This is a genomic window from Burkholderia sp. Bp8991 (assembly GCF_003853795.1).
Taxonomy (GTDB): domain Bacteria; phylum Pseudomonadota; class Gammaproteobacteria; order Burkholderiales; family Burkholderiaceae; genus Burkholderia.
This window is the reverse complement of sequence record NZ_QTQJ01000017.1, coordinates 145,373-165,253: the sequence shown is the minus strand read 5'-3', so window position 1 is coordinate 165,253 and position 19,881 is coordinate 145,373. Positions and strand designations below refer to the sequence as shown.

Here is a 19,881-nt window from a genome sequence, read left to right as displayed (position 1 = left end):
GAGCCGCGCTACGTGACGCTGCCGAACATCATGAAGGCGAAGAAGAAGCCGCTGGAAACGGTGAAGCCGGAAGACCTGGGCGTGGACGTCGCGCCGCGTCTGAAGACGCTGAAGGTGGCCGAGCCGCCGAAGCGCGCGGCCGGCGTGAAGGTGCCGGACGTGAAGACGCTGGTCGAGAAGCTGAAGACCGAAGCCAAGGTGCTGTAAGAGGGAGCGGAAAGAAATGACGATTCTGGTGATTGCAGAACACGACAACGCGTCGATCAAGGCCGCGACGCTGAACACGGTGGCAGCAGCAGCGAAGATCGGCGGTGACATCCACGTGCTGGTCGCGGGTCACAATGCGCAAGGCGCGGCCGATGCGGCAGCGAAGATCGCAGGTGTGTCAAAGGTGTTGCTGGCCGATGCGCCGCAACTCGAAGCGGGCCTCGCGGAAAACGTCGAAGCGACCGCGCTGAACATCGCGAAGGACTACTCGCACATCCTCGCGCCGGCAACGGCTTACGGCAAGAACATCGCACCGCGTATCGCCGCGAAGCTGGACGTCGCGCAGATCTCCGACATCACGGCTGTTGACAGTGCCGACACGTTCGAGCGTCCGATCTACGCGGGCAACGCGATCGCGACGGTGCAGTCGAGCGACCCGATCAAGGTCATCACGGTGCGTGCGACGGGCTTCGATCCGGTGGCAGCCGAAGGCGGCAGCGCGGCGATCGAGAAGATCGAAGCCGCGGCGGACGCAGGCAAGTCGCAGTTCGTGAGCCGTGAAGTGACGAAGCTGGACCGTCCGGAACTGACGTCGGCGAGCATCATCGTGTCGGGCGGCCGCGGCCTGGGCAGCGGCGAGAACTACACGAAGGTTCTCGAGCCGCTGGCCGACAAGCTGAGCGCCGCACTCGGCGCATCGCGCGCGGCAGTCGACGCCGGTTACGTGCCGAACGACTACCAGGTCGGCCAGACCGGCAAGATCGTCGCGCCGCAGCTGTACATCGCGGTCGGTATCTCGGGTGCGATCCAGCATCTGGCCGGCATGAAGGATTCGAAGGTGATCGTCGCGATCAACAAGGATCCGGAAGCACCGATCTTCAGCGTGGCCGACTACGGCCTCGTCGGCGATCTGTTCGCGCTCGTGCCGGAGCTCGTGAACGAGCTGGGCTGACGCTGCGTGACTTGATGCTTCGGCAGCAAGTCGTACGACAAGGGGCGCGATGAGCGCCCCTTTTTTGTGCAATGGCAGAAGGGGCGGGGACGCATCCATCTTCGATGCAGCGCATCGCCATCGCACCATGCCGTACGGAACAGTTTTTGTGCGAGCAGATGGGACCGAAGCATCGATCGCCGGAGCGAAGGGGCAACGCGCGTGCGCGTTGACGCAAGCCCCTTTCCGAGCCGGTATCGCATGCGCTGAAACGAAAAAGGCGCCCTGACGGGCGCCTTCTCCACTGATACCGACCGGCCTGCGTCGCCGCGGGCCGTCCCGACTTATGCGTATGCCGGGCGCGTCTGGCCGGCCACGTCCTTCAGGTAGCGATGCACCGACAGGTCGTCGGCCTGGATCGCCGGCTTCTTGCCCGAGATCAGGTCGGCGAGCAACTGGCCCGATCCGCACGACATCGTCCAGCCGAGCGTGCCGTGGCCGGTGTTCAGGAACAGGTTCGAGACCGGCGTGCGGCCGACGATCGGCGTGCCGTCCGGCGTCATCGGGCGCAGGCCCGTCCAGAAGGTTGCCTTCGACGTGTCGCCGCCGCCCGGGAACAAGTCGTTCACGCACATTTCCAGCGTTTCGCGGCGCGCTGCGCGCAGGTTCTTGTCGAAACCGACGATCTCCGCCATGCCGCCGACACGGATGCGCTGGTCGAAACGCGTGATCGCGATCTTGTAGGTTTCGTCGAGCACCGTCGACACGGGGGCGGCCGCCTCGTCGACGATCGGCGCGGTGATCGAATAGCCCTTCAGCGGATAGACCGGAATCTTCATCAGGTTCGAGACGAAGCGGGTCGAGTACGAGCCGAGCGCGACGACGTACGCATCCGCGCGCACCGTCTCGCTGCCGCACTGCACGCCGGCGATCTTGCCGCCCGCGATCGCGAGCGCGTCGATCGGCGTGTTGTAGCGGAACTTCACGCCGAGCGACTCCGCGAGCGCCGCGAGGCGCGTCGTGAACAGCTGGCAGTCGCCCGTTTCGTCGCCGGGCAGGCGCAGGCCGCCGGTCAGCTTGTGCGACACGGCGGCGAGCGCCGGTTCGGCATTTTTCAGTTCGGCCGGCGACAGCAGTTCGAACGGCACGTTCGCTTCCTGCAGCACCGCGATGTCCTTCGCCGCGCCGTCGAGTTGCTGTTGCGTGCGGAACAGTTGCAGCGTGCCGCCCGTGCGCCCTTCGTACTCGATGCCCGTGTCGGCGCGCAGTGCCTGCAGGCAATCGCGGCTGTATTCGGCAAGGCGGACCATGCGGCCCTTGTTGACCGCATAGCGCTCGGCCGTGCAGTTGCGCAGCATCTGCCACATCCACTGGAGCTGGAAGCGCGTGCCGTCGAGGCGGATCGCGAGCGGCGCGTGCTTCTCGAACATCCACTTGACGGCCTTCAGCGGCACGCCGGGCGCGGCCCACGGCGCCGCATAGCCGGGCGAGATCTGACCTGCATTTGCGAAGCTCGTCTCGAGCGCCGGGCCGGCTTCCCGGTCGATCACCGTGACTTCATGACCGGCGCGCGCGAGGTAATACGCGCTTGCCACGCCCACCACACCGCTGCCCAGAATGACGACTCGCATAGCTGCTCCAGATGGAAGGGATCAGGTCGAGGCCGGGCGCACCTGCGTCTCCGTGTAACCTCTAGCTGATCTAGTTTTTTGCGCTATGGTATTGTCGAATGTGTAGGTTTTGTTATCGTATTTTTCAGGTTTTCAGCATAAACAAATGAGAACGCAACGCCAGCCAGTACGCTCGCTCGACAAGCTCGACCGGCGCATCCTGAAACTGCTCCAGGACGACGGCCGGATGGCGATGAAGGACCTTGCGGAACAGGTCGGACTGACCGTCACGCCGTGCATCGAGCGCGTGCGGCGCATGGAGCGCGACGGCGTGATCACCGGCTACCACGCGCGTGTCGATCCTCACCAGCTGGATGCCGCGCTGCTGGTGTTCGTCGAGATCACGCTCGGCCACAAGGGCGGCAACATGTTCGAGCAGTTCCGCCGCGAAGTGATGAAGATCGACGAGGTGCTCGAATGTCATCTCGTGTCCGGCGACTTCGATTACCTGATCAAGGCGCGGATCGGCGAAATGGCCGACTATCGCAAGCTGCTCGGCGACATCCTGCTGCAACTTCCCGGCGCGGTGCAGTCGAAGAGCTATGTCGTGATGGAGGAAATCAAGGAGACGCTGACGATTTCGGTCGGCGAATGAGCGCGGCGGGGGCCCGCTGCCGGCTCCGCTATCTCACCCTTGGCATGCTGCACCCAATACTGTATAAATATACAGTATTGGGTGCAGGCGAATGGGTGAGCACATGGACGGTCGGTCCGACAACGAATTTCCGATAGCGCCGCCGGCGCCCCGCAAGGGGCGCGGTGCGGTCGACAATCTCCAGGGGCGGTACGAAACGGCGCTGCGCGAAGCGGTCGACGACGGCTGGACGCACGAATCGGGCGACGCCGATCTGCCTGCTCCGCTGCGCACCCAGGTGTTCGAGGAGCGCGCAAAGAGCATCCTGACGCACAACCAGTCGCCGGACATTCCGTTCAGCGTGTCGCTCAATCCGTATCGCGGCTGCGAGCATGGCTGCATCTACTGCTTCGCACGGCCGACCCATAGCTATCTCGGCCTGTCGCCGGGGCTCGATTTCGAGAGTCGCATCTACGCGAAGGTCAACGCGGCCGAACTGCTCGAGCGCGAGATTTCGCGCAAGCGCTACGTGCCGGAGCCGATCGCGCTCGGCGTCAACACCGATGCATACCAGCCCGTCGAGCGCGATCTGCGCATCACGCGTAGCGTGATCCAGGTGATGCACGATTACGGGCTGCCGTTCGCCGCGATCACGAAATCGTCGCTGATCGAGCGCGATCTGGATCTGTTGGCCCCGATGGCCGAGCGCGGGCAGGTGATGGCCGCAGTCACGATCACGACGCTCGACGCCGATCTCGCGCGCACGCTCGAGCCGCGTGCGGCGACTCCGGCGCGCCGGCTGCGTACGATCCGCGCACTGCGCGACGCGGGCGTGCCCGTGGGTGTGAGCATTGCACCGATGATCCCGTTCGTCACCGAGCCGGACATGGAGCGTGTGCTGGAAGCCTGTGCGGAAGCCGGCGCGACGCACGCGAGCTACATCATCCTGCGGCTGCCGTGGGAGGTCGCGCCACTGTTCAAGAACTGGCTCTCCGCGCATTTCCCCGATCGAGCGGAGCGCGTGATGAATCGCGTGCGCGACATGCGCGGCGGGAAGGACTACGACTCGGATTTCTCGAAACGGATGAAGGGCGAGGGGATCTGGGCCGACCTGTTGCGGCAGCGTTTCCGTCAGGCCGTGAAGCGGCTTGGGTTGAACGAGCGCAGGAACGGCATTCTGGATCTGTCTCAGTTTCGCGGTGCGCCGGCGGCCGGGGCGGCCGCGCAGCGCGCGTTGGCGGGCGCAACTGGCGCGAACTCGCGCGACGACGTGCAGTTGAGTCTGTTCTGACCGACCCGCGTCGGCAGCTTACTGCGAGATTTGCTTCGCCGCTTCGACTTGCGACTCGAAATACGTCTGGAACGACAGCGCGAGCGCGGTCATCAGCAGGAACGCGCCAATCAGCAGCGAGAAGATCACGATGAAGATCACCGTCCAGCCTGACCGGCTGTGCTTGCCCGTGTCGGCATTGAATTGCGCGTCCCATTTCTCGTCGGCGCGCAGGCCGTAGACGAGCGCGGCGAGGAACGCGGCCAGCAGCGAGATCGCACCCGGCACGGCGAGCCACCAGCCGAGGCCGGCACTGCGCTGGGTCGCGGCGAGCAGCAGGAAACCCGGGATCCCGACGATCGTCGCGAGCAGGTGCGCCCAGCCGTACACGTCGCGCAAGCCGTACAGGTAGAAGCGGTGCGCGCCGAGCGAACCGAACAGGAACGCGAGGGCGGCGGTGAGCGTCTTGGAGCGGAAGCGGCGGGGCGATGCGGTGCTGCTGGACATGGGTGGCGGCGGATTATCGGTGGCATGGGCGGCCGGCAGGCCGGCGCAGGGCGCTCGGGCCCGGCACGCATTCTACGATGCCCGGTAGGGCCCGGTCACCCCTCGTCTGCGTCAAGGTGCCGCATAGGTGACACGGTAGATGGCGCCCGCGTAGTCGTCGCTGACGAGCAGCGAGCCGTCCGGTAGCGGCAGTACGTCGGCCGGGCGTCCCCACACGCTGCCGTCCGCGCGCAGCCAGCCCGTGATGAACGGCGTCTGGCGCGTATGACTGCCGTCGGCCGACACGACAGCGCGCATCACGCGGTAGCCGACCTTCGTGCTGCGATTCCACGAACCGTGCTCGGCAATGAAGATGTTGTTGCGATACGACGCCGGAAACATCGGCCCCGTATAGAAGCGCATGCCGAGCGCCGCGACGTGCGCGCCGAGTTTCAGCGCGGGCGGCGCGTAGCGCCGGCACACGTCGGGGCTCCCGAATTCGGGGTCGGGCGTGTCGCCGCCATGGCAGTACGGGAAGCCGAAATCGAGGCCCGCGCGCGGCGCACGGTTCAGCTTGTCGTCGGGCACGTCGTCGCCCATCATGTCGCGCCCGTTGTCGGTGAACCATAGCTCGCCCGAATCGGGGTGCCACGCGAAGCCGACGGTATTGCGTACGCCGCGGGCAAATACTTCGCGGTTGCTGCCGTCGGCGTGCATGCGTGCGATGATCGCGTATCGGCTGCGATCGGCGAGGCAGACGTTGCACGGTGCGCCGACCGGCACGTAGAGCTTGCCGTCGGGGCCGAACGCGATGAATTTCCAGCCGTGATGATGATCGGTCGGCAGCGCGTCCGTCACGACCGCCGGCGCGGGTGGCCTGGCGAGCCGGTCGTCGATGTGGTCGAGGCGCAGGATGCGCGACACGGCGGAGATATAGAGGGCGCCATCGCGATACGCGACGCCGACGGGCGTGTCGAGCCCCGACGCGATCACATGGCGGGCAGTGATCCGGCCCTCTTGCATCACGAAGGCATGCACGCGGCCTTCCCGCGAGCCGACATACAGGATGCCGCGCGGCGACCACGCCATTTCGCGGGCGGTCGGCACGGCATTGGTCAGCACGTCGACATGGAAGCCGGGCGGCACGACGAGTTCGTCCACCGGTGGCGCGGCGCAAGCCGCGGCGGATGCGAAACAGGTGACGAGGCCGGTCAGCAAGCCTGCGAGGCGGTGCTGCGCGCGGCGCGCCGGGGTGACGCGAAATAGCGGCATGGCGGCGGGAAGCGTCGTGGACGCGACGATTGTATGCCCGGCGAACAGGGCGTCTGCGGAATTTTTGCGCGTAAGTGTTTGTTGTGGCTTTGGTTTCCGGCTATAATCGCACGTTTCAGTAGTTTCGAACCCGGTTTTCCCGAAGGATTTCATATGGTTATCATCCGTCTGGCTCGCGGCGGCTCGAAGAAGCGCCCGTTCTACAACATCGTTGCTACCGATTCGCGCAACCGTCGTGACGGCCGCTTCATCGAGCGCGTCGGCTTCTACAACCCGGTCGCTACGAAGGGCGAATCGCTGCGTATCGCTCAGGACCGCCTGACGTACTGGCAAGGCGTTGGCGCGCAACTGTCGCCGACCGTCCAGCGTCTCGTGAAGGAAGCGCAAAAGGCGCAACCGGCTGCCTAACATGGCGCGGTGTGCCGGTCGTGCCGGCTGCAAGGAGCATTGATGTCCGGTCACGATTCCGGTAACGCAAGGCGCGGGCGAGCGTCGTTTGGCGCATTCGTCCGCAAGCCGGTCGAGCGCGACACTGTCGCGAGCGCCGGTACGGCTGCCGAGCAGGGCAGTCTCGAAGCGGTGCAAGCCTGGCCCGACGATGCTGTCGAGGTCGGGGCAGTAGTCGACGCCTACGGCCTGAAAGGATGGGTCAAGGTGGCGACACATGCCGACGCCGGTCGCGGCGGCGATGCGCTGCTCACGGCGCGCCGCTGGTGGCTGGAACGGGGTGGGGAGCGGTTGTCCGCCCGCATCCTGCAGTCGAAGACGCACGGCGACACGGTCGTCGCGCATACCGCGGGTGTCAGCGACCGCGATGCCGCACTGGCTTTGCGCGGCTTTCGCGTGTTCGTGCGCCGGGAAGATTTCCCGGCATTGGCCGCGGACGAATTCTATTGGGTCGACCTGATCGGCCTCGAGGTCGTCAACGAGCAATCGGTGGCGCTCGGGACGGTGAGCGGGATGATCGACAACGGCGTGCATTCGATCATGCGCGTCGAGTATCCGGCAGTCGGCAAGGATGGTCGGCCGACCACCGACGAGCGGCTGATTCCGTTCGTCGGCGTCTACGTCAAGACGGTGGATCAGGCGGCACGTCGCATCGTCGTCGACTGGGAAGCCGATTACTAATGAACCAGGTTACGGAGAGCGCGGTGCAGTTCGACGTCGTCACGCTCTTTCCCGAAATGTTCCGCGCGCTGACCGACTGGGGAATCACCAGCCGGGCCGTGAAGCAGGAGCGCTTCGGGCTGCGCACCTGGAATCCGCGTGATTTCACGACGGACAACTACCGCACGGTCGACGATCGTCCGTACGGCGGTGGTCCTGGCATGGTGATGCTGGCCAGGCCGCTCGAGGCCGCGATCGGTGCTGCGAAAGCCGCGCAGGCGGAGCAGGGCGTCGCGAGCACGCGGGTGGTGATGATGTCGCCGCAAGGTGCGCCGTTCACACACGAACGTGCGGTGCGGATGGCGCAGGAGCCCGGTGTCATCGTGCTGTGCGGTCGCTACGAGGCGATCGATCAGCGTCTGCTCGACCGTTGTGTCGACGAGGAAATCAGCCTCGGCGATTTCGTTCTGTCCGGCGGCGAACTGCCGGCGATGGCGATGATGGATGCCGTCGTGCGCCTGTTGCCCGGCGTGCTGAACGATGCGCAGTCGGCCGTGCAGGACAGCTTCGCCGACGGGCTGCTCGATTGCCCACATTACACGCGCCCCGAGGAATACGAGGGAATGCGTGTGCCGGACGTGCTGCTCGGCGGGCATCATGCCGAGATCGAGAAGTGGCGGCGGCAGGAAGCATTGAAGAATACGTTGCGGAAGCGGCCGGACCTGATCGTCCGGGCGCGCCGCGAGAAGTTGCTGAGTCGTGCCGACGAGGCGTGGCTTGCGAACCTCGCACGCGAAGCGAAGAACGCCTCCTGAGGCGGCGTCGCGGACGGGAAATGGCGGTGCCGTGCATGTGTGTGCGGTGCCTGATGTGAATCCATCCTCTATCGGGGCCAGGCCTGGAAACGGGCGGGTGCAAACGCCGACAAGATGGCATAAGGAGTCAGTAATGAATCTGATCGCAAAACTTGAGCAGGAAGAGATCGAGCGCGCGCTCGCCGGCAAGACGATCCCCGATTTCGCCCCGGGCGACACGGTGATCGTGAACGTGAACGTGGTTGAAGGTAACCGCAAGCGCGTTCAGGCTTACGAAGGCGTCGTGATCGCGATTCGCAACCGCGGCCTGAACTCGAACTTCATCGTCCGCAAGATCTCGTCGGGCGAAGGCGTCGAGCGTACGTTCCAGACGTACTCGCCGCTGCTGGCGAGCATCGTCGTGAAGCGTCGCGGTGATGTGCGTCGTGCGAAGCTGTACTACCTGCGCGAGCGTTCGGGCAAGTCGGCTCGTATCAAGGAAAAGCTGGTGTCGAAGGATCGCGCCGCAGCAGCTTCCCAAGAGTAAGAGCTGTAAGGAAAAAGCACCCACCCGGGTGCTTTTTTCATTCTGGCGCGACAATATGCTCGTTATGTCACGAACACGAGAGCCCCATTGAATCGCCGCCCCATCATCGATCCCGAAGTGCTGCCGGTTGAAGGCACCGGCGCGGGCCTGCCGTCCATCGAGTCCCGCCTGATGACGCCGCCCGGGCTGCGCGAGCGTTTTGCGCGCACGCTCGAATGGAGCGTCGAGCCCGGCGAGGCGCGGCTGCAGGAGGGCGTCGACCCGCGCAGCGCCGCCGTCCTCATCCCGCTCGTCGTTCGCGAGAGCGGCCTCACCGTGCTGCTGACCCAGCGCGCCGATCACCTGAACGACCATGCCGGGCAGATCAGCTTCCCCGGCGGCCGTCGCGAGCCGTTCGATCGCGATGCGACGGCAACCGCGTTGCGCGAGGCGAAGGAAGAAATCGGACTGGCCGCCGAGCCGGTGGAGATTCTCGGTGCGCTGCCCGACTACCTGACGGGGACCGGTTTCTGCGTGACGCCCGTCGTGGCGCTCGTGCATCCGCCGTTCACCGTGCAGGCCGACACGTTCGAAGTCGCCGAGATTTTCGAGGTGCCGCTCGCGTTCCTGATGAGCCCCGCGAACCACCAGGTGCGCGTGTTCCGCTGGGAAGGCGGCGAGCGTCGTTTTTTTGCGATGCCCTATCCCAGTGGCGAATCAGCCGGGCATTACTTCATCTGGGGCGCAACTGCCGGCATGTTGCGCAATCTCTACCGCTTTTTGGCAGCCGGCTGACTTCCCGCGCTGTGCGGCGCGCGCGGCCGGCCGCCGGGCGATCGCATCGTCAGCCATGCGTCGCTTACGCTGTGCTATCGTTATGCAAAAAATGACATAACTCCGAAGACGGCGCACGCATGACTTTCTTTTCGGTTCTCCTCGCTCTCATCATCGAACAGGTCCGCGCGTTGTCGCCGAGCAATCCGGTGTTCGCGCTGTTCCAGTTTCACGCGGAAACCGTCGCGCATGGCCTCGACGCCGGCAAGCAAAAGCATGGCGTGCTCGCATGGCTCGCGGTCGTGCTGCCGTGGGTGTTGATCGTCGCGCTGATCTACTTCCTGCTGTACAAGGTGAGCTTCGTGCTGGCGTTCATCTGGAACGTCGCCGTCGTGTATTTCACGCTCGGTTTTCGCCAGTTCAGCCACTACTTCACCGATATCCATCTCGCGCTCAACAACGACGACGTGCCGCGCGCGCGTGAAATCCTGCACGAGTGGACGGGCCTCGACACGGTCGACATGCCGGTCGGCGAAATCGTCCGTCATACGCTGATTCATGCGGTCGTTGCGTCGCATCGTCACGTGTTCGGCGTGTTCTTCTGGTACGTGCTGCCGATCGGTCCGGCCGGCGCCGTGCTGTACCGCATCTCCGAATATCTCGCGCGCAGCTGGTCGACGCCGGGCGACGATCGCACGGCCGCGTTCTCGACGTTCGCGCAGCGCGCGTTCTTCGTGATCGACTGGATTCCGTCGCGGCTGACCGCGCTCGGTTTCGCGATCGTCGGCAACTTCGAGGATGCAATCTACGCGTGGCGCAATCACACGCGTCAGTGGCCCGACCCGAACGACGGCGTGCTGCTCGCGGCCGGTAGCGGCGCGCTCGGCGCGCGCCTCGCGGGGCCGCTCGCGGAACCATCGAGCCTCGACGCGCTGGCGGTCGGCGACAGCGGTCCGTTGACGGTCGGTGACGATTGCACGCCGCGCACGCTGCAGTCCGCAGTCGGCCTGGTGTGGCGCGCCGTGATCCTGTGGATGATCCTGCTGTTGATGCTGACGCTGGCCGTCTGGGTATCGTGACGCGGCAGCGCAGTTCGCGATGAAACGAAAAGGCCGGCTTCATGCCGGCCTTTTTGCTGTGCGTCGGGCCAGTCGCTCAGTCGTCGAGCGGATCGCGTATGGCGCCACATTGCCAGCAGGCGGTGAACTGGGCCTCGAGCGCCTCGCCGCACTGACGGCAGCGCCACGGCGCGGCGCCGGCCGACGGGCCGTGTGACGCGGCATCGAGAAGCCGCCGCGCGAGCGCATCGTCGCGCTCGTCGTCGAGCCACAGCTCGGGCGTGCACGCGTCGGCGGGCAGGCCGCCGAGCGCACCGGTCGCGTAGCAGTTGTGCAACTCGCAGCCGATGCCGGCCACCTGCAGCACGTTCGCCCAATGCTGCGCGGTGGCGAGATCGGGGGCCTTGAAACGCATCGCGGCTCCTGTCGGTGAAGGCCGGGCGGGGCACCGGCCGCCTTCTGCCCGCCGCGCGGTCAGCGGACGATCTGGCTTGCCTCGTGCACGAGCTGCGCGTAAAGCGCATGCCGCGACGGTGCAATGCGGCCGTCGGCGACGGCCTCGAGAATCGCGCAGCCCGGCTCGTGCAGATGATGGCAATTATAGAAACGGCAGTCCGCGAGCAGCGGGCGGAATTCCGGGAACGCGCGCTCGAGGCGGCCTTCCGTCAGGTGGTAGAGGCCGAATTCCTGGAAACCCGGCGAATCGATCAGCGCGCCGCCGCCGTCGAGCGGGTAGAGGCGCGTGAACGTCGTCGTGTGGCGGCCGCTGTTGAGCGCGGCCGAGATTTCGCGGGTCGCGGCCTCGGCATCGGGCACGAGCAGGTTCACGAGCGTCGACTTGCCCATTCCGGACTGGCCGAGCAGGATGGTCGAATGGCCGGCCAGATGCGGCATCAGCTGCGCACGCGCATCGTCGGGCGCGCCCTTCACCGACAGCTCGAGCACGTCGTAGCCGAGCGCGCGGTAGGGCGCGAGGCGCTCGCGGGCGACCGGCAGCGCGGCCTCGACGTCGATCTTGTTCAGCACGACGAGCGGCTTCAGTTCGTTCGCTTCGGCCGCGATCAGTGCGCGACCGAGCAGGTCCTCGCTGAAATAGGGCTCGGTCGCGAGCACGATCAGCAGCTGGTCGAGGTTGGCCGCGAACAGCTTCGACTTGAACTGGTCGGAGCGGTACAGCAGGTTGCGCCGCTCGCCGATCTCGACGATCACACCCTGGTCGGCCGACGCCTGCTCGTATACGACGCGGTCGCCGACCGCGATCTCGCTTTTCTTGCCGCGCGGGAAGCACTGCAGCATCGGGCCGCCGTCGTCGGGCGCGACGATGTAGTGGCGGCCGTGCGCCGCGATCACGCGGCCTTCGACACGCGGCGCGCCCGACGCGCGCGGGGCCGGCTTGCGGGAGGTCGGCCGGCTCATGCGTGCTGCATCAGGCGGTCGATCCGCTGCGACGCGGGCGGATGCGAGTAGTAGAAGGCCGTGTAGACGGGGTCCGGCGTGAGCGTCGACGCGTTGTCCTCATAAAGCTTCACGAGCGCGCTGACGAGATCCTGCGCGTCGGTCTGGCTGGCCGCGAACGCGTCGGCCTCGAATTCGTGCTTGCGCGACGTCAGGCTGCTGAACGGAGTTGCAAAGAACAGGAACACGGGGATCGCGAGGAAGAACAGCACGAGCGCGGCGCCCGCGTTGCTCGTGTCGAGCGACGGCGTGACGCCGAGCCCCGTATAGAACCAGGTGCGCTGCGCGAGCCAGCCGAGCAGCGCGAGCAGCACGAGGCTCAGCACAAACGACACGAGCATCCGCTTCATCACGTGGCGGCGCTTGAAGTGGCCGAGCTCGTGGGCGAGCACGGCCTCGATTTCCTGGCCCGTCAGCCGCGCGAGCAGCGTGTCGAAGAAGACAATCCGCTTCGATGCGCCGAAGCCCGTGAAGTACGCGTTGCCGTGCGCGGAACGGCGGCTGCCGTCCATCACGAACAGGCCCTTCGCCGCGAAGCCGCACCGTTTCATCAGCAACTCGATGCGCGTGCGCAGCGCTTCGTCCTTCAGCGGTTCGAACTTGTTGAAGATCGGTGCGATGAAGGTCGGATAGATCAGCAGCACGAGCATCTGGAACGCGACCCAGACGATCCAGGTCCACAGCCACCACAGGCTGCCGGCCTGGTTCATCAGCCACAGCACGACGAACAGCAGCGGCAGGCCGAGCACGGCGCCGAGCAGCGTGTTCTTCAGCATGTCGGTGAAGAACAGGCGCTTGGTCATCCGGTTGAAGCCGAACCGCTGCTCGATCCCGAACTGGCGGTAATACTCGAACGGCACGTCGATTACGCTCGTGATCGCGAGCACGGCGGCGACGAGCGCGACCTGCTGCCCGTAGCCGCGGCCGAACCAGCCCGTCAGCAGCGTGTCGAGGGCGCCGACGCCACCCAGCAGCGTGAGGCCGACCAGCACGGCCGCGCTGACGACGATCTCGAACATCGCCAGCCGGGTGCGCTCGACCGTGTAGTCGGCCGCACGCTGATGGGCGGTCAATGGAATGGTGGCGCTGAACTGCGCGGGCACGCTGTTGCGATGTGCGGCGACGAAGCGGATCTGCCGCGACGCGAGCCACAGCTTGGTGACGACCATCGCGAGCACGGCGATCGCGAACAGCAGGGTGAACGAAAAGGGTGACATCGAAGGCGCCAAAGGGTTCTATGCGAGAATTATATGTTCTTGCGGACCGGGCCCGCTCACGCGATGCCGGCCGCCCGGGCGGCGCCATGCGCCGTCCGCCATTTTCCAGGATGACTCATGACCGATACCGCCGCTTCCGCCAGCCAGTCCGCGCTCGTGCGCAACGAGTTGAACCTCGTCTGGCTCGACATGGAGATGACCGGCCTCGACCCGGATAACGACCGCATCATCGAAATCGCGGTCGTCGTGACCAACTCGACGCTCGACATCGCGGTGGAAGGCCCCGTGTTCGCGATCCACCAGAGCGACGAAACGCTCGCGAAGATGGACGACTGGAACAAGTCGACGCACGGCCGTTCGGGGCTGATCGACCGCGTGCGCGCGTCGACCGTGACCGAGGCGGACGCCGCCGCGCAGTTGCAGGCGTTCCTCTCGCAGTACGTGTCGCCCGGCAAGTCGCCGATGTGCGGCAACTCGATCTGCCAGGATCGCCGCTTCATGGCGCGCTGGATGCCGGAATTCGAACGATTCTTCCACTACCGCAACCTGGACGTCAGCACGCTCAAGGAGCTGTGCCGCCGCTGGCAGCCGGCGATCTACAAGGGCTTCCAGAAGCGTGCGATGCACACGGCGCTCGCGGACATCCACGAGTCGATCGACGAACTGAAGTACTACCGCGAGCATTTCCTGATTCCGGCCGCGTCGGCGCCGGCAGGCGAGTCCGCGCCGGCCGCCTGAGCGGGCCGGCACGCGCTCAGCGTGGCGCGCGCTGCGCGCTCTTCGGCCGGAACGCCGCGACCACCGCGGCGTCGGTCTCGATGTACGGGCCGCCGATCAGGTCGATGCAGTAGGGCACCGCCGCGAAGATGCCGGGCACGGTCGACTTGCCGTCGGCGTCGCGCAGCCCTTCGAGCGTTTCCCGGATCGACTTCGGCTGGCCGGGCAGGTTGATGATCAGCGCCGCGTGGTCGGCCGTCTCGCGAATCACCGCGACCTGCCGCGACAGGATCGCGGTCGGCACGAAATTCAGGCTGATCTGCCGCATCTGTTCGCCGAATCCCGGCATTTCCTTCGTCGCCACGGCCAGCGTGGCTTCCGGCGTCACGTCGCGCCGCGCCGGGCCGGTGCCGCCCGTCGTCAGCACCAGATCGCAGCCGGCGATGTCGACGAGTTCGGCCAGCGTGGCGGAGATCGTCGGCGCGTCGTCCTGGATCAGCCGGGTTTCGGCGCGCCATGGCGAGCGCAGCGCGCCGGCGAGCCATTCCTGGAGTGCCGGGATGCCCTTGTCCTCGTAGATACCCGTGCTGGCGCGGTCGCTGATCGACACGAGGCCGACCACGAGTTCGTCCGGGTGGTTACGCTTCGTCGTCATGGTCGTCTCCGGCGTCGTCCGGCGCTTCGTCTGCCTCCGCCTCGTCGGTGCCGCTGGCGGTCTTGATCCACTGGAACAGCTCGCGGAAGTAGCGCGGCGGCTTGCCTTGCTGCGCTTCCTTGCGTGCGTTGCGGATCAGTGTGCGGCCTTCCTGGATGTCGGCTTCGGGGTGCTGGCGGAGGAACTCGGTCAGCGCGTCGTCGTTCGCGAGCAGCTGGTCGCGCGTGCGCTCGATCCAGTGCAGGCGGGCGGTCGCGGCCTTGTTCACGCCTCGCTGGGCGTCGAGCGCGGTGCGCAGCGCGGCCGTTTCGTCGTCGGTCAGCGAGCGCATCACGCGGCCGACGTACTGGAGCTGGCGGCGCTTGCCTTCGTGGTCGGTGATCCGGCGTGCCTCGCGCACGGCGTCCGCGAGGTCCTCGGGCATCGGCATGCGCTTGAGCGCGTCCTTCGGCAGGTCGACCAGGGCCTGGCCGAGCTCCTGCAGCGCGTGCATCTCGCGTTTCAACTGGGATTTGCTGGGGCGATCGTAGCCATTGCCGGCGTCGTCGTCGGCGTGCTCGATCGGCTGGATTCGGGTTTTGCGTGTCATGGGCGGCATTGTATCGCGGCGCGGACGCCCCAAGCTTGTCGGTATATGGCCCCGGACCTTGCTATGATCGCGGGATACGCAACATTTTGACCATGCGGGCGGATCGCCCGCCACCGGATAACACGACGATGGCAGCCAATCTCGACGTACAAGCGCGCTATTTCCCGCACACGCAGGACCAGCTCAAAGAAATTGCCTCGGACATCCTTCGCCATGCGAAGGCGCTCGGCGCGACGGACGCCGCGACCGAAATCTCCGAAGGAGACGGCCTGTCGGTGTCGGTACGCCGCGGCGAGGTCGAGACGATCGAACACAACCGCGACAAGATGGTCGGCGTGACGGTGTTCATCGGCAAGAAGCGCGGCAACGCGAGCACGTCGGATTTCTCGCCGGCCGCGATCAAGGATACCGTCGCCGCCGCGTACAACATCGCGCGCTTCACGGCCGAGGACGACGCGGCCGGCCTCGCCGAGGCCGAACTGCTCGAAACCGACCCGCGCGACCTCGACCTCTATCACCCGTGGGCGCTGACGGCCGACGAGGCCGTCGAGCTCGCCCGCCGCGCGGAGGACGCCGCGTTCGCGGTCAGCCCGCAGATCCGTAACTCGGAAGGCGCGAGCGTGTCGGCGCAGCATTCGCAGTTCGTGCTCGCGACGTCGCGCGGTTTCCTCGCCGGCTACCCGTACTCGCGCCACTACATCGCGTGCGCGCCGATCGCGGGCACCGGCCGCCACATGCAGCGCGACGACTGGTATTCGTCGAAGCGCAGCGCGGTCGATCTCGCGGCGCCGGAAGCCGTCGGGCGCTATGCGGCCGAACGTGCGCTGGCGCGGATGGGCGCGCGCCGTCTCGACACCCGCAAGGTGCCCGTGCTGTTCGAGGCACCGCTCGCGGCCGGCCTGCTCGGCGCATTCGTGCAGGCCGTCAGCGGCGGCGCGCTGTACCGCAAGACGTCGTTCCTCGTCGACAGCCTCGGCAAGCCGGTGTTCGCACCGCACGTGCAGGTCGTCGAGGATCCGCACGTGCCGCGCGCGATGGGCAGCGCGCCGTTCGACGAGGAAGGCGTGCGCACGCGTGCGCGCAGCGTCGTCAACGACGGTGTCGTCGAAGGCTACTTCCTGTCGACCTATTCGGCACGCAAGCTCGGCACGCAGACCACCGGCAACGCGGGCGGCTCGCACAACCTCGCGCTGCGCAGCTCGAACACGCAGCCGGGCGACGATTTCGACGCGATGCTGAAGAAGCTCGGCACGGGCCTGCTGCTGACCGAGCTGATGGGGCAGGGCGTGAACTACGTGACCGGCGACTATTCACGCGGCGCGGCCGGCTTCTGGGTCGAGAACGGCGTGATCCAGTATCCGGTCGAGGAAATCACCGTCGCGAGCACGCTGCAGGAGATGTTCCGGCATATCGTCGCGATCGGCGCGGATTCGATCGTGCGCGGTACGAAGGAAACGGGCTCGGTGCTGATCGAGCAGATGACGATCGCCGGGCAGTAAGCGGCGCGGCATCGGCCGCCAGGAAACGAAAAGCCCGACCGGCGTTCATGAGCCGGTCGGGCTTTTTTGTCGCGTGCCGCGTGCCGAGTGTCAGCCGCGCTTGCGCTCGTACACGACGAACGCATAGCCGAACGTATTGGGCGTGGCGGCCTGGTGCGGGTCGCGCGAGACTTCGCGCCAGTGCGCGGGATCGGGCGCCGGGAACGACGCATCGCCGTCGAAGTCGGCATCGATCTCGGTGATGACCAGCTTGTCGGCGAGCGCGAGGCCTTCCGCATAGAGTTGTGCGCCGCCGATCAGGAATGCTTCGGCCGCGCCGTCGCGCGCGGCGAGCGCGAGCGCGTCGGCGAGCGACGTGACCGTGTCGCAGCCGTCGAAGCGGCGCGCTGCGTCGCGCGTGACGACGATATTGCGGCGGCCCGGCAACGGCCGGCCGATCGACTCGTGGGTCTTGCGGCCCATCACGATCGGCGCGCCCATCGTCGTGCGCTTGAAGAACGCGAGGTCCTCGGGAAGTTTCCAGGGCAACTGGTTGTCGCGGCCGATGATGCCGTTGCGGGCGCGCGCGACGATCAGGGTCAACGTCGTCATGAAGATCGGGGGAAGAGGAGAACCGGAATGGCGCCGATTCTACCGGAGTGGCGGCGCGAGACCGCGCCGGTGAAGATGCGCGGGCATATGTGCGGTTTCCGGCCTTTGCTTCGTGATGTCCTGAATAAAAAGAGTGCCCGCCGGGGGACGGACACAAAAAACGGTTCGCGTCGCGAAGTCGACGCTGCAAGAAACGACCTGCGCCGTTCATTTTATTCTGCAATCCTCATCGATTAAGCAGCATGATGGAGTCATGTGCGGATTATTGATGCATGCGGTTCCCTGCGGTTCCTTCCATCGCATGCTGCGCGTTGCCGGGGAGCGCCACAGGAATCGGTATCGGCAGCCGGGCCGGCGGGACGAGCTCGTCCCACAGCGTCACCGACGACTTGTCTGACGAACGCGCTCGCGGCGCGGCGACGGGCATGATGCGGAAGCGGTGGTCCTGTTGCATGCGCGGCGCGTTATCGGCAAGCGGCATCGCGCGTTCGGGCCTCGTGCTTTCTTCCGAGCGTGCCGGCATGAAGTGGCAGGCGAGTGCGAATGCAATCGTCATCTGCACACAAGACTGCAAAAAAACTGTTCGCATGGCCGCCTTCTCCCGATCCGTTACGCGTTCAGCGAAATGCATGCCATCGGGCGAAGCGCATTGCCGCGTCTGCGATTTGCGGGGAAGCGTCGTGACTTGCGATCGAAAACGCCGGGAAATGTTTCAGGCGTGAAACGAGGGGGCTCGGGAATACTGCGGATTCAATCGATACGCTTCAAGGATGAAAATTTGCGCGTGTGTCGATGCAGGTACGCGTCGCTGCGCGTTTCTATGTGCAGATGATTGATCAACGTCGACCACTGAGCGATTCGACCGTTCGCTCATCCGCGCTGCAATCGGTTTGTCGTATTCGGCGCCTATAACTAAGCTGTCTTGATCAAAAAAATAACTGGACGCGAGATGAGCGCCATCATGCGAGGCCTGTCGTCGCCGCGCATCGGCATGGCGAATCGAGCCGCTTCGGCTGACCCGGTTCGATCCTTTTGCACGCGACTTGGCGTGTACGGCAATCGTTAGACGGTTGATGAACGGGGTGAGCATATGGGAGCCGAGCAGCGGCATGTGATCTACTTCTCGCGCGAGCCGAACGACGCGTTGCGCGGGCATTTCGACGAATGCGGGTGGCGCGTCGATCTTGCGGAAAGCGCACGCGACGTGCGGCGTGTCGTGCAGCACGGCGTGGCAACGGCCGGCCTGCTCGATTTCTCGCCGGGTTTTCGGCCCGCGGATCTGCGCGAACTCGAAGCGTGTCTGAGCATCCAGCACATCGGCTGGATCGCGGCGACCCGGCGCGGCCAATTGCAGGACGCGACGCTGCGGCATCTCATTCGTGACTATTGCTTCGACTACGTCACGATGCCGTACGAGGCGGCGCGCATCGTCGAGACCATCGGCCACGCGCACGGCATGATCGCGCTGACCGAGCCGGTAGCCGCACCCGTCGGTGCCGGACGCGCCGAAGGCGAGATGGTCGGCACCTGCGACGCGATACTCGGGCTGTTCAGGACGATCCGGCGCGTGGCGACGACCGATGCGCCGGTGTTCATCTCCGGCGAATCGGGTACCGGCAAGGAACTGACGGCCGTGGCGATCCACGAGCGCTCGGCGCGCGCGCCAGCGCCGTTCGTCGCGATCAATTGCGGTGCGATTCCGTCGACGCTGCTCCAGGCCGAACTGTTCGGCTATGAGCGCGGCGCGTTTACGGGCGCGAACCAGCGCAAGATCGGCAGGGTCGAGGCCGCGAACGGCGGCACGCTGTTTCTCGACGAGATCGGCGACCTGCCGCTCGAGAGCCAGGCGAGCCTGCTGCGGTTCCTGCAGGAAGGCAAGATCGAACGGCTCGGCGCGCATGTATCGGTGCCGGTCGACGTGCGCGTGATCTGTGCGACGCACGTGGACATGGAAGCGGCGCTGCGCGAAGGGCGGTTCCGCGAGGACCTGTTTCATCGGCTGTGCGTGTTGAAGATCGAGGAGCCGCCGCTGCGCGCGCGCGGCAAGGATATCGAACTGCTGGCGCGCCACATGCTCGAGCGTTTCAAGGGGGATGCGCATCGCCGCCTGCGCGGCTTCTCGCCGGACGCGATCGCCGCGCTGTACGGCTATTCGTGGCCGGGCAACGTGCGCGAGCTGATCAATCGCGTGCGCCGCGCGATCGTGATGTCGGAGGGCCGGATGATTACCGCGGCCGATCTCGAACTCAACGAATTCGCGGTACTGGCGCCCGTCTCGCTCACCGAGGCGCGCGAAGCGGCCGAACGGCAGGTGATCGAGCAGGCGCTGCTGCGTCACCGCGGCCGGTTTGCCGACGCGGCGCGCGAACTGGGTGTGTCGCGCGTCACGCTGTACCGGCTGATGTGCGCGCATGGCATGCGCGATCGCGGCGACCCGCTGGGCGGGTTTTCGGCACCGTTGCCGGAGGTTCAGCATCACGCTTGCTAGA

General features: G+C 66.1%; 24 protein-coding genes and 1 pseudogene. 14 read left to right on the top strand and 11 right to left on the bottom strand.

What is annotated here, in order from left to right:
* Positions 1–207, top strand: a pseudogene (locus DIE02_RS20695) (electron transfer flavoprotein subunit beta/FixA family protein); the annotation flags it as partial.
* A gap of 16 nt (positions 208–223) precedes the next feature.
* On the top strand, positions 224–1,159 hold the full coding sequence (locus DIE02_RS20690) for an electron transfer flavoprotein subunit alpha/FixB family protein (protein WP_044844822.1): 936 nt from the start codon (positions 224–226) through the stop codon (positions 1,157–1,159).
* 323 nt (positions 1,160–1,482) lie between these two features.
* Here DIE02_RS20690 and DIE02_RS20685 read toward each other — a convergent pair whose 3' ends face one another.
* Entirely contained in the window at positions 1,483–2,769 is a 1,287-nt protein-coding gene (locus DIE02_RS20685) for a D-amino acid dehydrogenase (protein WP_124521932.1), read from the bottom strand.
* A 145-nt stretch (positions 2,770–2,914) separates the two neighbouring features.
* Between DIE02_RS20685 and DIE02_RS20680 the strand changes: the two genes are divergently transcribed.
* Both DIE02_RS20680 and DIE02_RS20675 read left to right on the top strand, forming a co-directional pair.
* A complete protein-coding gene (locus DIE02_RS20680; protein ID WP_044844820.1) occupies positions 2,915–3,403 on the top strand; it encodes an Lrp/AsnC ligand binding domain-containing protein in 489 nt (162 codons plus the stop codon).
* A gap of 91 nt (positions 3,404–3,494) precedes the next feature.
* A complete protein-coding gene (locus tag DIE02_RS20675; protein WP_124521930.1) occupies positions 3,495–4,673 on the top strand; it encodes a PA0069 family radical SAM protein in 1,179 nt (392 codons plus the stop codon).
* An 18-nt stretch (positions 4,674–4,691) separates the two neighbouring features.
* On the opposite strand, the gene DIE02_RS20670 is transcribed toward DIE02_RS20675, so the two are convergent.
* On the bottom strand, positions 4,692–5,159 hold the full coding sequence (locus DIE02_RS20670; RefSeq protein WP_124521928.1) for an NINE protein: 468 nt from the start codon (positions 5,157–5,159) through the stop codon (positions 4,692–4,694).
* A gap of 111 nt (positions 5,160–5,270) precedes the next feature.
* Complete coding sequence (locus DIE02_RS20665; protein ID WP_124521926.1) at positions 5,271–6,410, bottom strand: sorbosone dehydrogenase family protein; 1,140 nt, start codon at positions 6,408–6,410, stop codon at positions 5,271–5,273.
* A gap of 153 nt (positions 6,411–6,563) precedes the next feature.
* Here DIE02_RS20665 and rpsP point away from each other — a divergent pair, with 153 nt between their 5' ends.
* From rpsP to DIE02_RS20635, 6 genes are all read left to right on the top strand, one after another.
* Entirely contained in the window at positions 6,564–6,818 is a 255-nt protein-coding gene (rpsP, locus tag DIE02_RS20660; protein ID WP_006476550.1) for a 30S ribosomal protein S16, read from the top strand.
* Positions 6,819–6,860: 42 nt separating this feature from the next.
* Positions 6,861–7,538, top strand: coding sequence for a ribosome maturation factor RimM (gene rimM / locus DIE02_RS20655; RefSeq protein ID WP_124487489.1), 678 nt, complete (start codon positions 6,861–6,863; stop codon positions 7,536–7,538).
* Positions 7,538–8,332: a tRNA (guanosine(37)-N1)-methyltransferase TrmD gene (gene trmD, locus DIE02_RS20650; protein WP_124487488.1), complete on the top strand. Its 795-nt coding sequence runs from the start codon at positions 7,538–7,540 to the stop codon at positions 8,330–8,332. The genes rimM and trmD overlap by 1 nt, the downstream gene beginning before the upstream one ends.
* Before the next feature lie 133 nt (positions 8,333–8,465).
* Complete coding sequence (rplS, locus tag DIE02_RS20645) at positions 8,466–8,858, top strand: 50S ribosomal protein L19 (RefSeq protein WP_006486838.1); 393 nt, start codon at positions 8,466–8,468, stop codon at positions 8,856–8,858.
* A gap of 87 nt (positions 8,859–8,945) precedes the next feature.
* Positions 8,946–9,632, top strand: coding sequence for a CoA pyrophosphatase (locus DIE02_RS20640; protein WP_044844814.1), 687 nt, complete (start codon positions 8,946–8,948; stop codon positions 9,630–9,632).
* Positions 9,633–9,751: 119 nt separating this feature from the next.
* Positions 9,752–10,690 carry a CobD/CbiB family protein gene (locus tag DIE02_RS20635; protein ID WP_044844813.1) on the top strand — a complete coding sequence of 313 codons (939 nt, stop codon included), beginning with the start codon at positions 9,752–9,754 and terminating at the stop codon, positions 10,688–10,690.
* A 76-nt stretch (positions 10,691–10,766) separates the two neighbouring features.
* On the opposite strand, the gene DIE02_RS20630 is transcribed toward DIE02_RS20635, so the two are convergent.
* The 3 genes from DIE02_RS20630 to DIE02_RS20620 are packed head-to-tail and all read right to left on the bottom strand — an operon-like array spanning position 10,767 to position 13,341.
* Positions 10,767–11,084, bottom strand: a complete 318-nt coding sequence (locus tag DIE02_RS20630) for a putative signal transducing protein (protein WP_044844812.1) — start codon at positions 11,082–11,084, stop codon at positions 10,767–10,769.
* Between the two features lie 59 nt (positions 11,085–11,143).
* Positions 11,144–12,085 (bottom strand): ribosome small subunit-dependent GTPase A, encoded by a 942-nt coding sequence (gene rsgA / locus DIE02_RS20625; RefSeq protein ID WP_040143718.1) that lies wholly within the window; start codon positions 12,083–12,085, stop codon positions 11,144–11,146.
* Positions 12,082–13,341 (bottom strand): M48 family metallopeptidase, encoded by a 1,260-nt coding sequence (locus tag DIE02_RS20620; protein WP_124521924.1) that lies wholly within the window; start codon positions 13,339–13,341, stop codon positions 12,082–12,084. Before DIE02_RS20620 ends, rsgA begins: the two co-directional genes overlap by 4 nt.
* Positions 13,342–13,458: 117 nt before the next feature.
* Between DIE02_RS20620 and orn the strand changes: the two genes are divergently transcribed.
* Entirely contained in the window at positions 13,459–14,079 is a 621-nt protein-coding gene (gene orn / locus DIE02_RS20615) for an oligoribonuclease (protein ID WP_124487484.1), read from the top strand.
* A 16-nt stretch (positions 14,080–14,095) separates the two neighbouring features.
* On the opposite strand, the gene mog is transcribed toward orn, so the two are convergent.
* Together mog and yjgA are read right to left on the bottom strand one after the other, a co-directional pair.
* A complete protein-coding gene (gene mog / locus DIE02_RS20610; protein ID WP_124521922.1) occupies positions 14,096–14,713 on the bottom strand; it encodes a molybdopterin adenylyltransferase in 618 nt (205 codons plus the stop codon).
* Positions 14,697–15,302: a ribosome biogenesis factor YjgA gene (gene yjgA, locus DIE02_RS20605; RefSeq protein WP_311766850.1), complete on the bottom strand. Its 606-nt coding sequence runs from the start codon at positions 15,300–15,302 to the stop codon at positions 14,697–14,699. The genes mog and yjgA overlap by 17 nt, the downstream gene beginning before the upstream one ends.
* Positions 15,303–15,430: 128 nt before the next feature.
* On the opposite strand from yjgA, the gene pmbA reads away from it, so the two are divergent.
* A complete protein-coding gene (pmbA, locus tag DIE02_RS20600; protein WP_044844808.1) occupies positions 15,431–16,801 on the top strand; it encodes a metalloprotease PmbA in 1,371 nt (456 codons plus the stop codon).
* A gap of 90 nt (positions 16,802–16,891) precedes the next feature.
* Here pmbA and DIE02_RS20595 read toward each other — a convergent pair whose 3' ends face one another.
* Positions 16,892–17,392 carry a dihydrofolate reductase gene (locus tag DIE02_RS20595; protein WP_124521918.1) on the bottom strand — a complete coding sequence of 167 codons (501 nt, stop codon included), beginning with the start codon at positions 17,390–17,392 and terminating at the stop codon, positions 16,892–16,894.
* Positions 17,393–17,419: 27 nt separating this feature from the next.
* Between DIE02_RS20595 and DIE02_RS20590 the strand changes: the two genes are divergently transcribed.
* Positions 17,420–17,629, top strand: coding sequence for a hypothetical protein (locus tag DIE02_RS20590; RefSeq protein WP_124521916.1), 210 nt, complete (start codon positions 17,420–17,422; stop codon positions 17,627–17,629).
* 25 nt (positions 17,630–17,654) lie between these two features.
* Here the strand turns inward: DIE02_RS20590 and DIE02_RS20585 are convergent, their stop codons facing one another.
* Together DIE02_RS20585 and DIE02_RS35580 are read right to left on the bottom strand one after the other, a co-directional pair.
* Positions 17,655–17,981: a hypothetical protein gene (locus DIE02_RS20585; RefSeq protein ID WP_124487482.1), complete on the bottom strand. Its 327-nt coding sequence runs from the start codon at positions 17,979–17,981 to the stop codon at positions 17,655–17,657.
* A 123-nt stretch (positions 17,982–18,104) separates the two neighbouring features.
* On the bottom strand, positions 18,105–18,503 hold the full coding sequence (locus DIE02_RS35580) for a hypothetical protein (RefSeq protein ID WP_185641329.1): 399 nt from the start codon (positions 18,501–18,503) through the stop codon (positions 18,105–18,107).
* Between DIE02_RS35580 and DIE02_RS20580 the strand changes: the two genes are divergently transcribed.
* Positions 18,483–19,880: a sigma-54 dependent transcriptional regulator gene (locus DIE02_RS20580; RefSeq protein ID WP_124521914.1), complete on the top strand. Its 1,398-nt coding sequence runs from the start codon at positions 18,483–18,485 to the stop codon at positions 19,878–19,880. The genes DIE02_RS35580 and DIE02_RS20580 overlap by 21 nt on opposite strands.
* Position 19,881 lies beyond the last annotated feature (1 nt).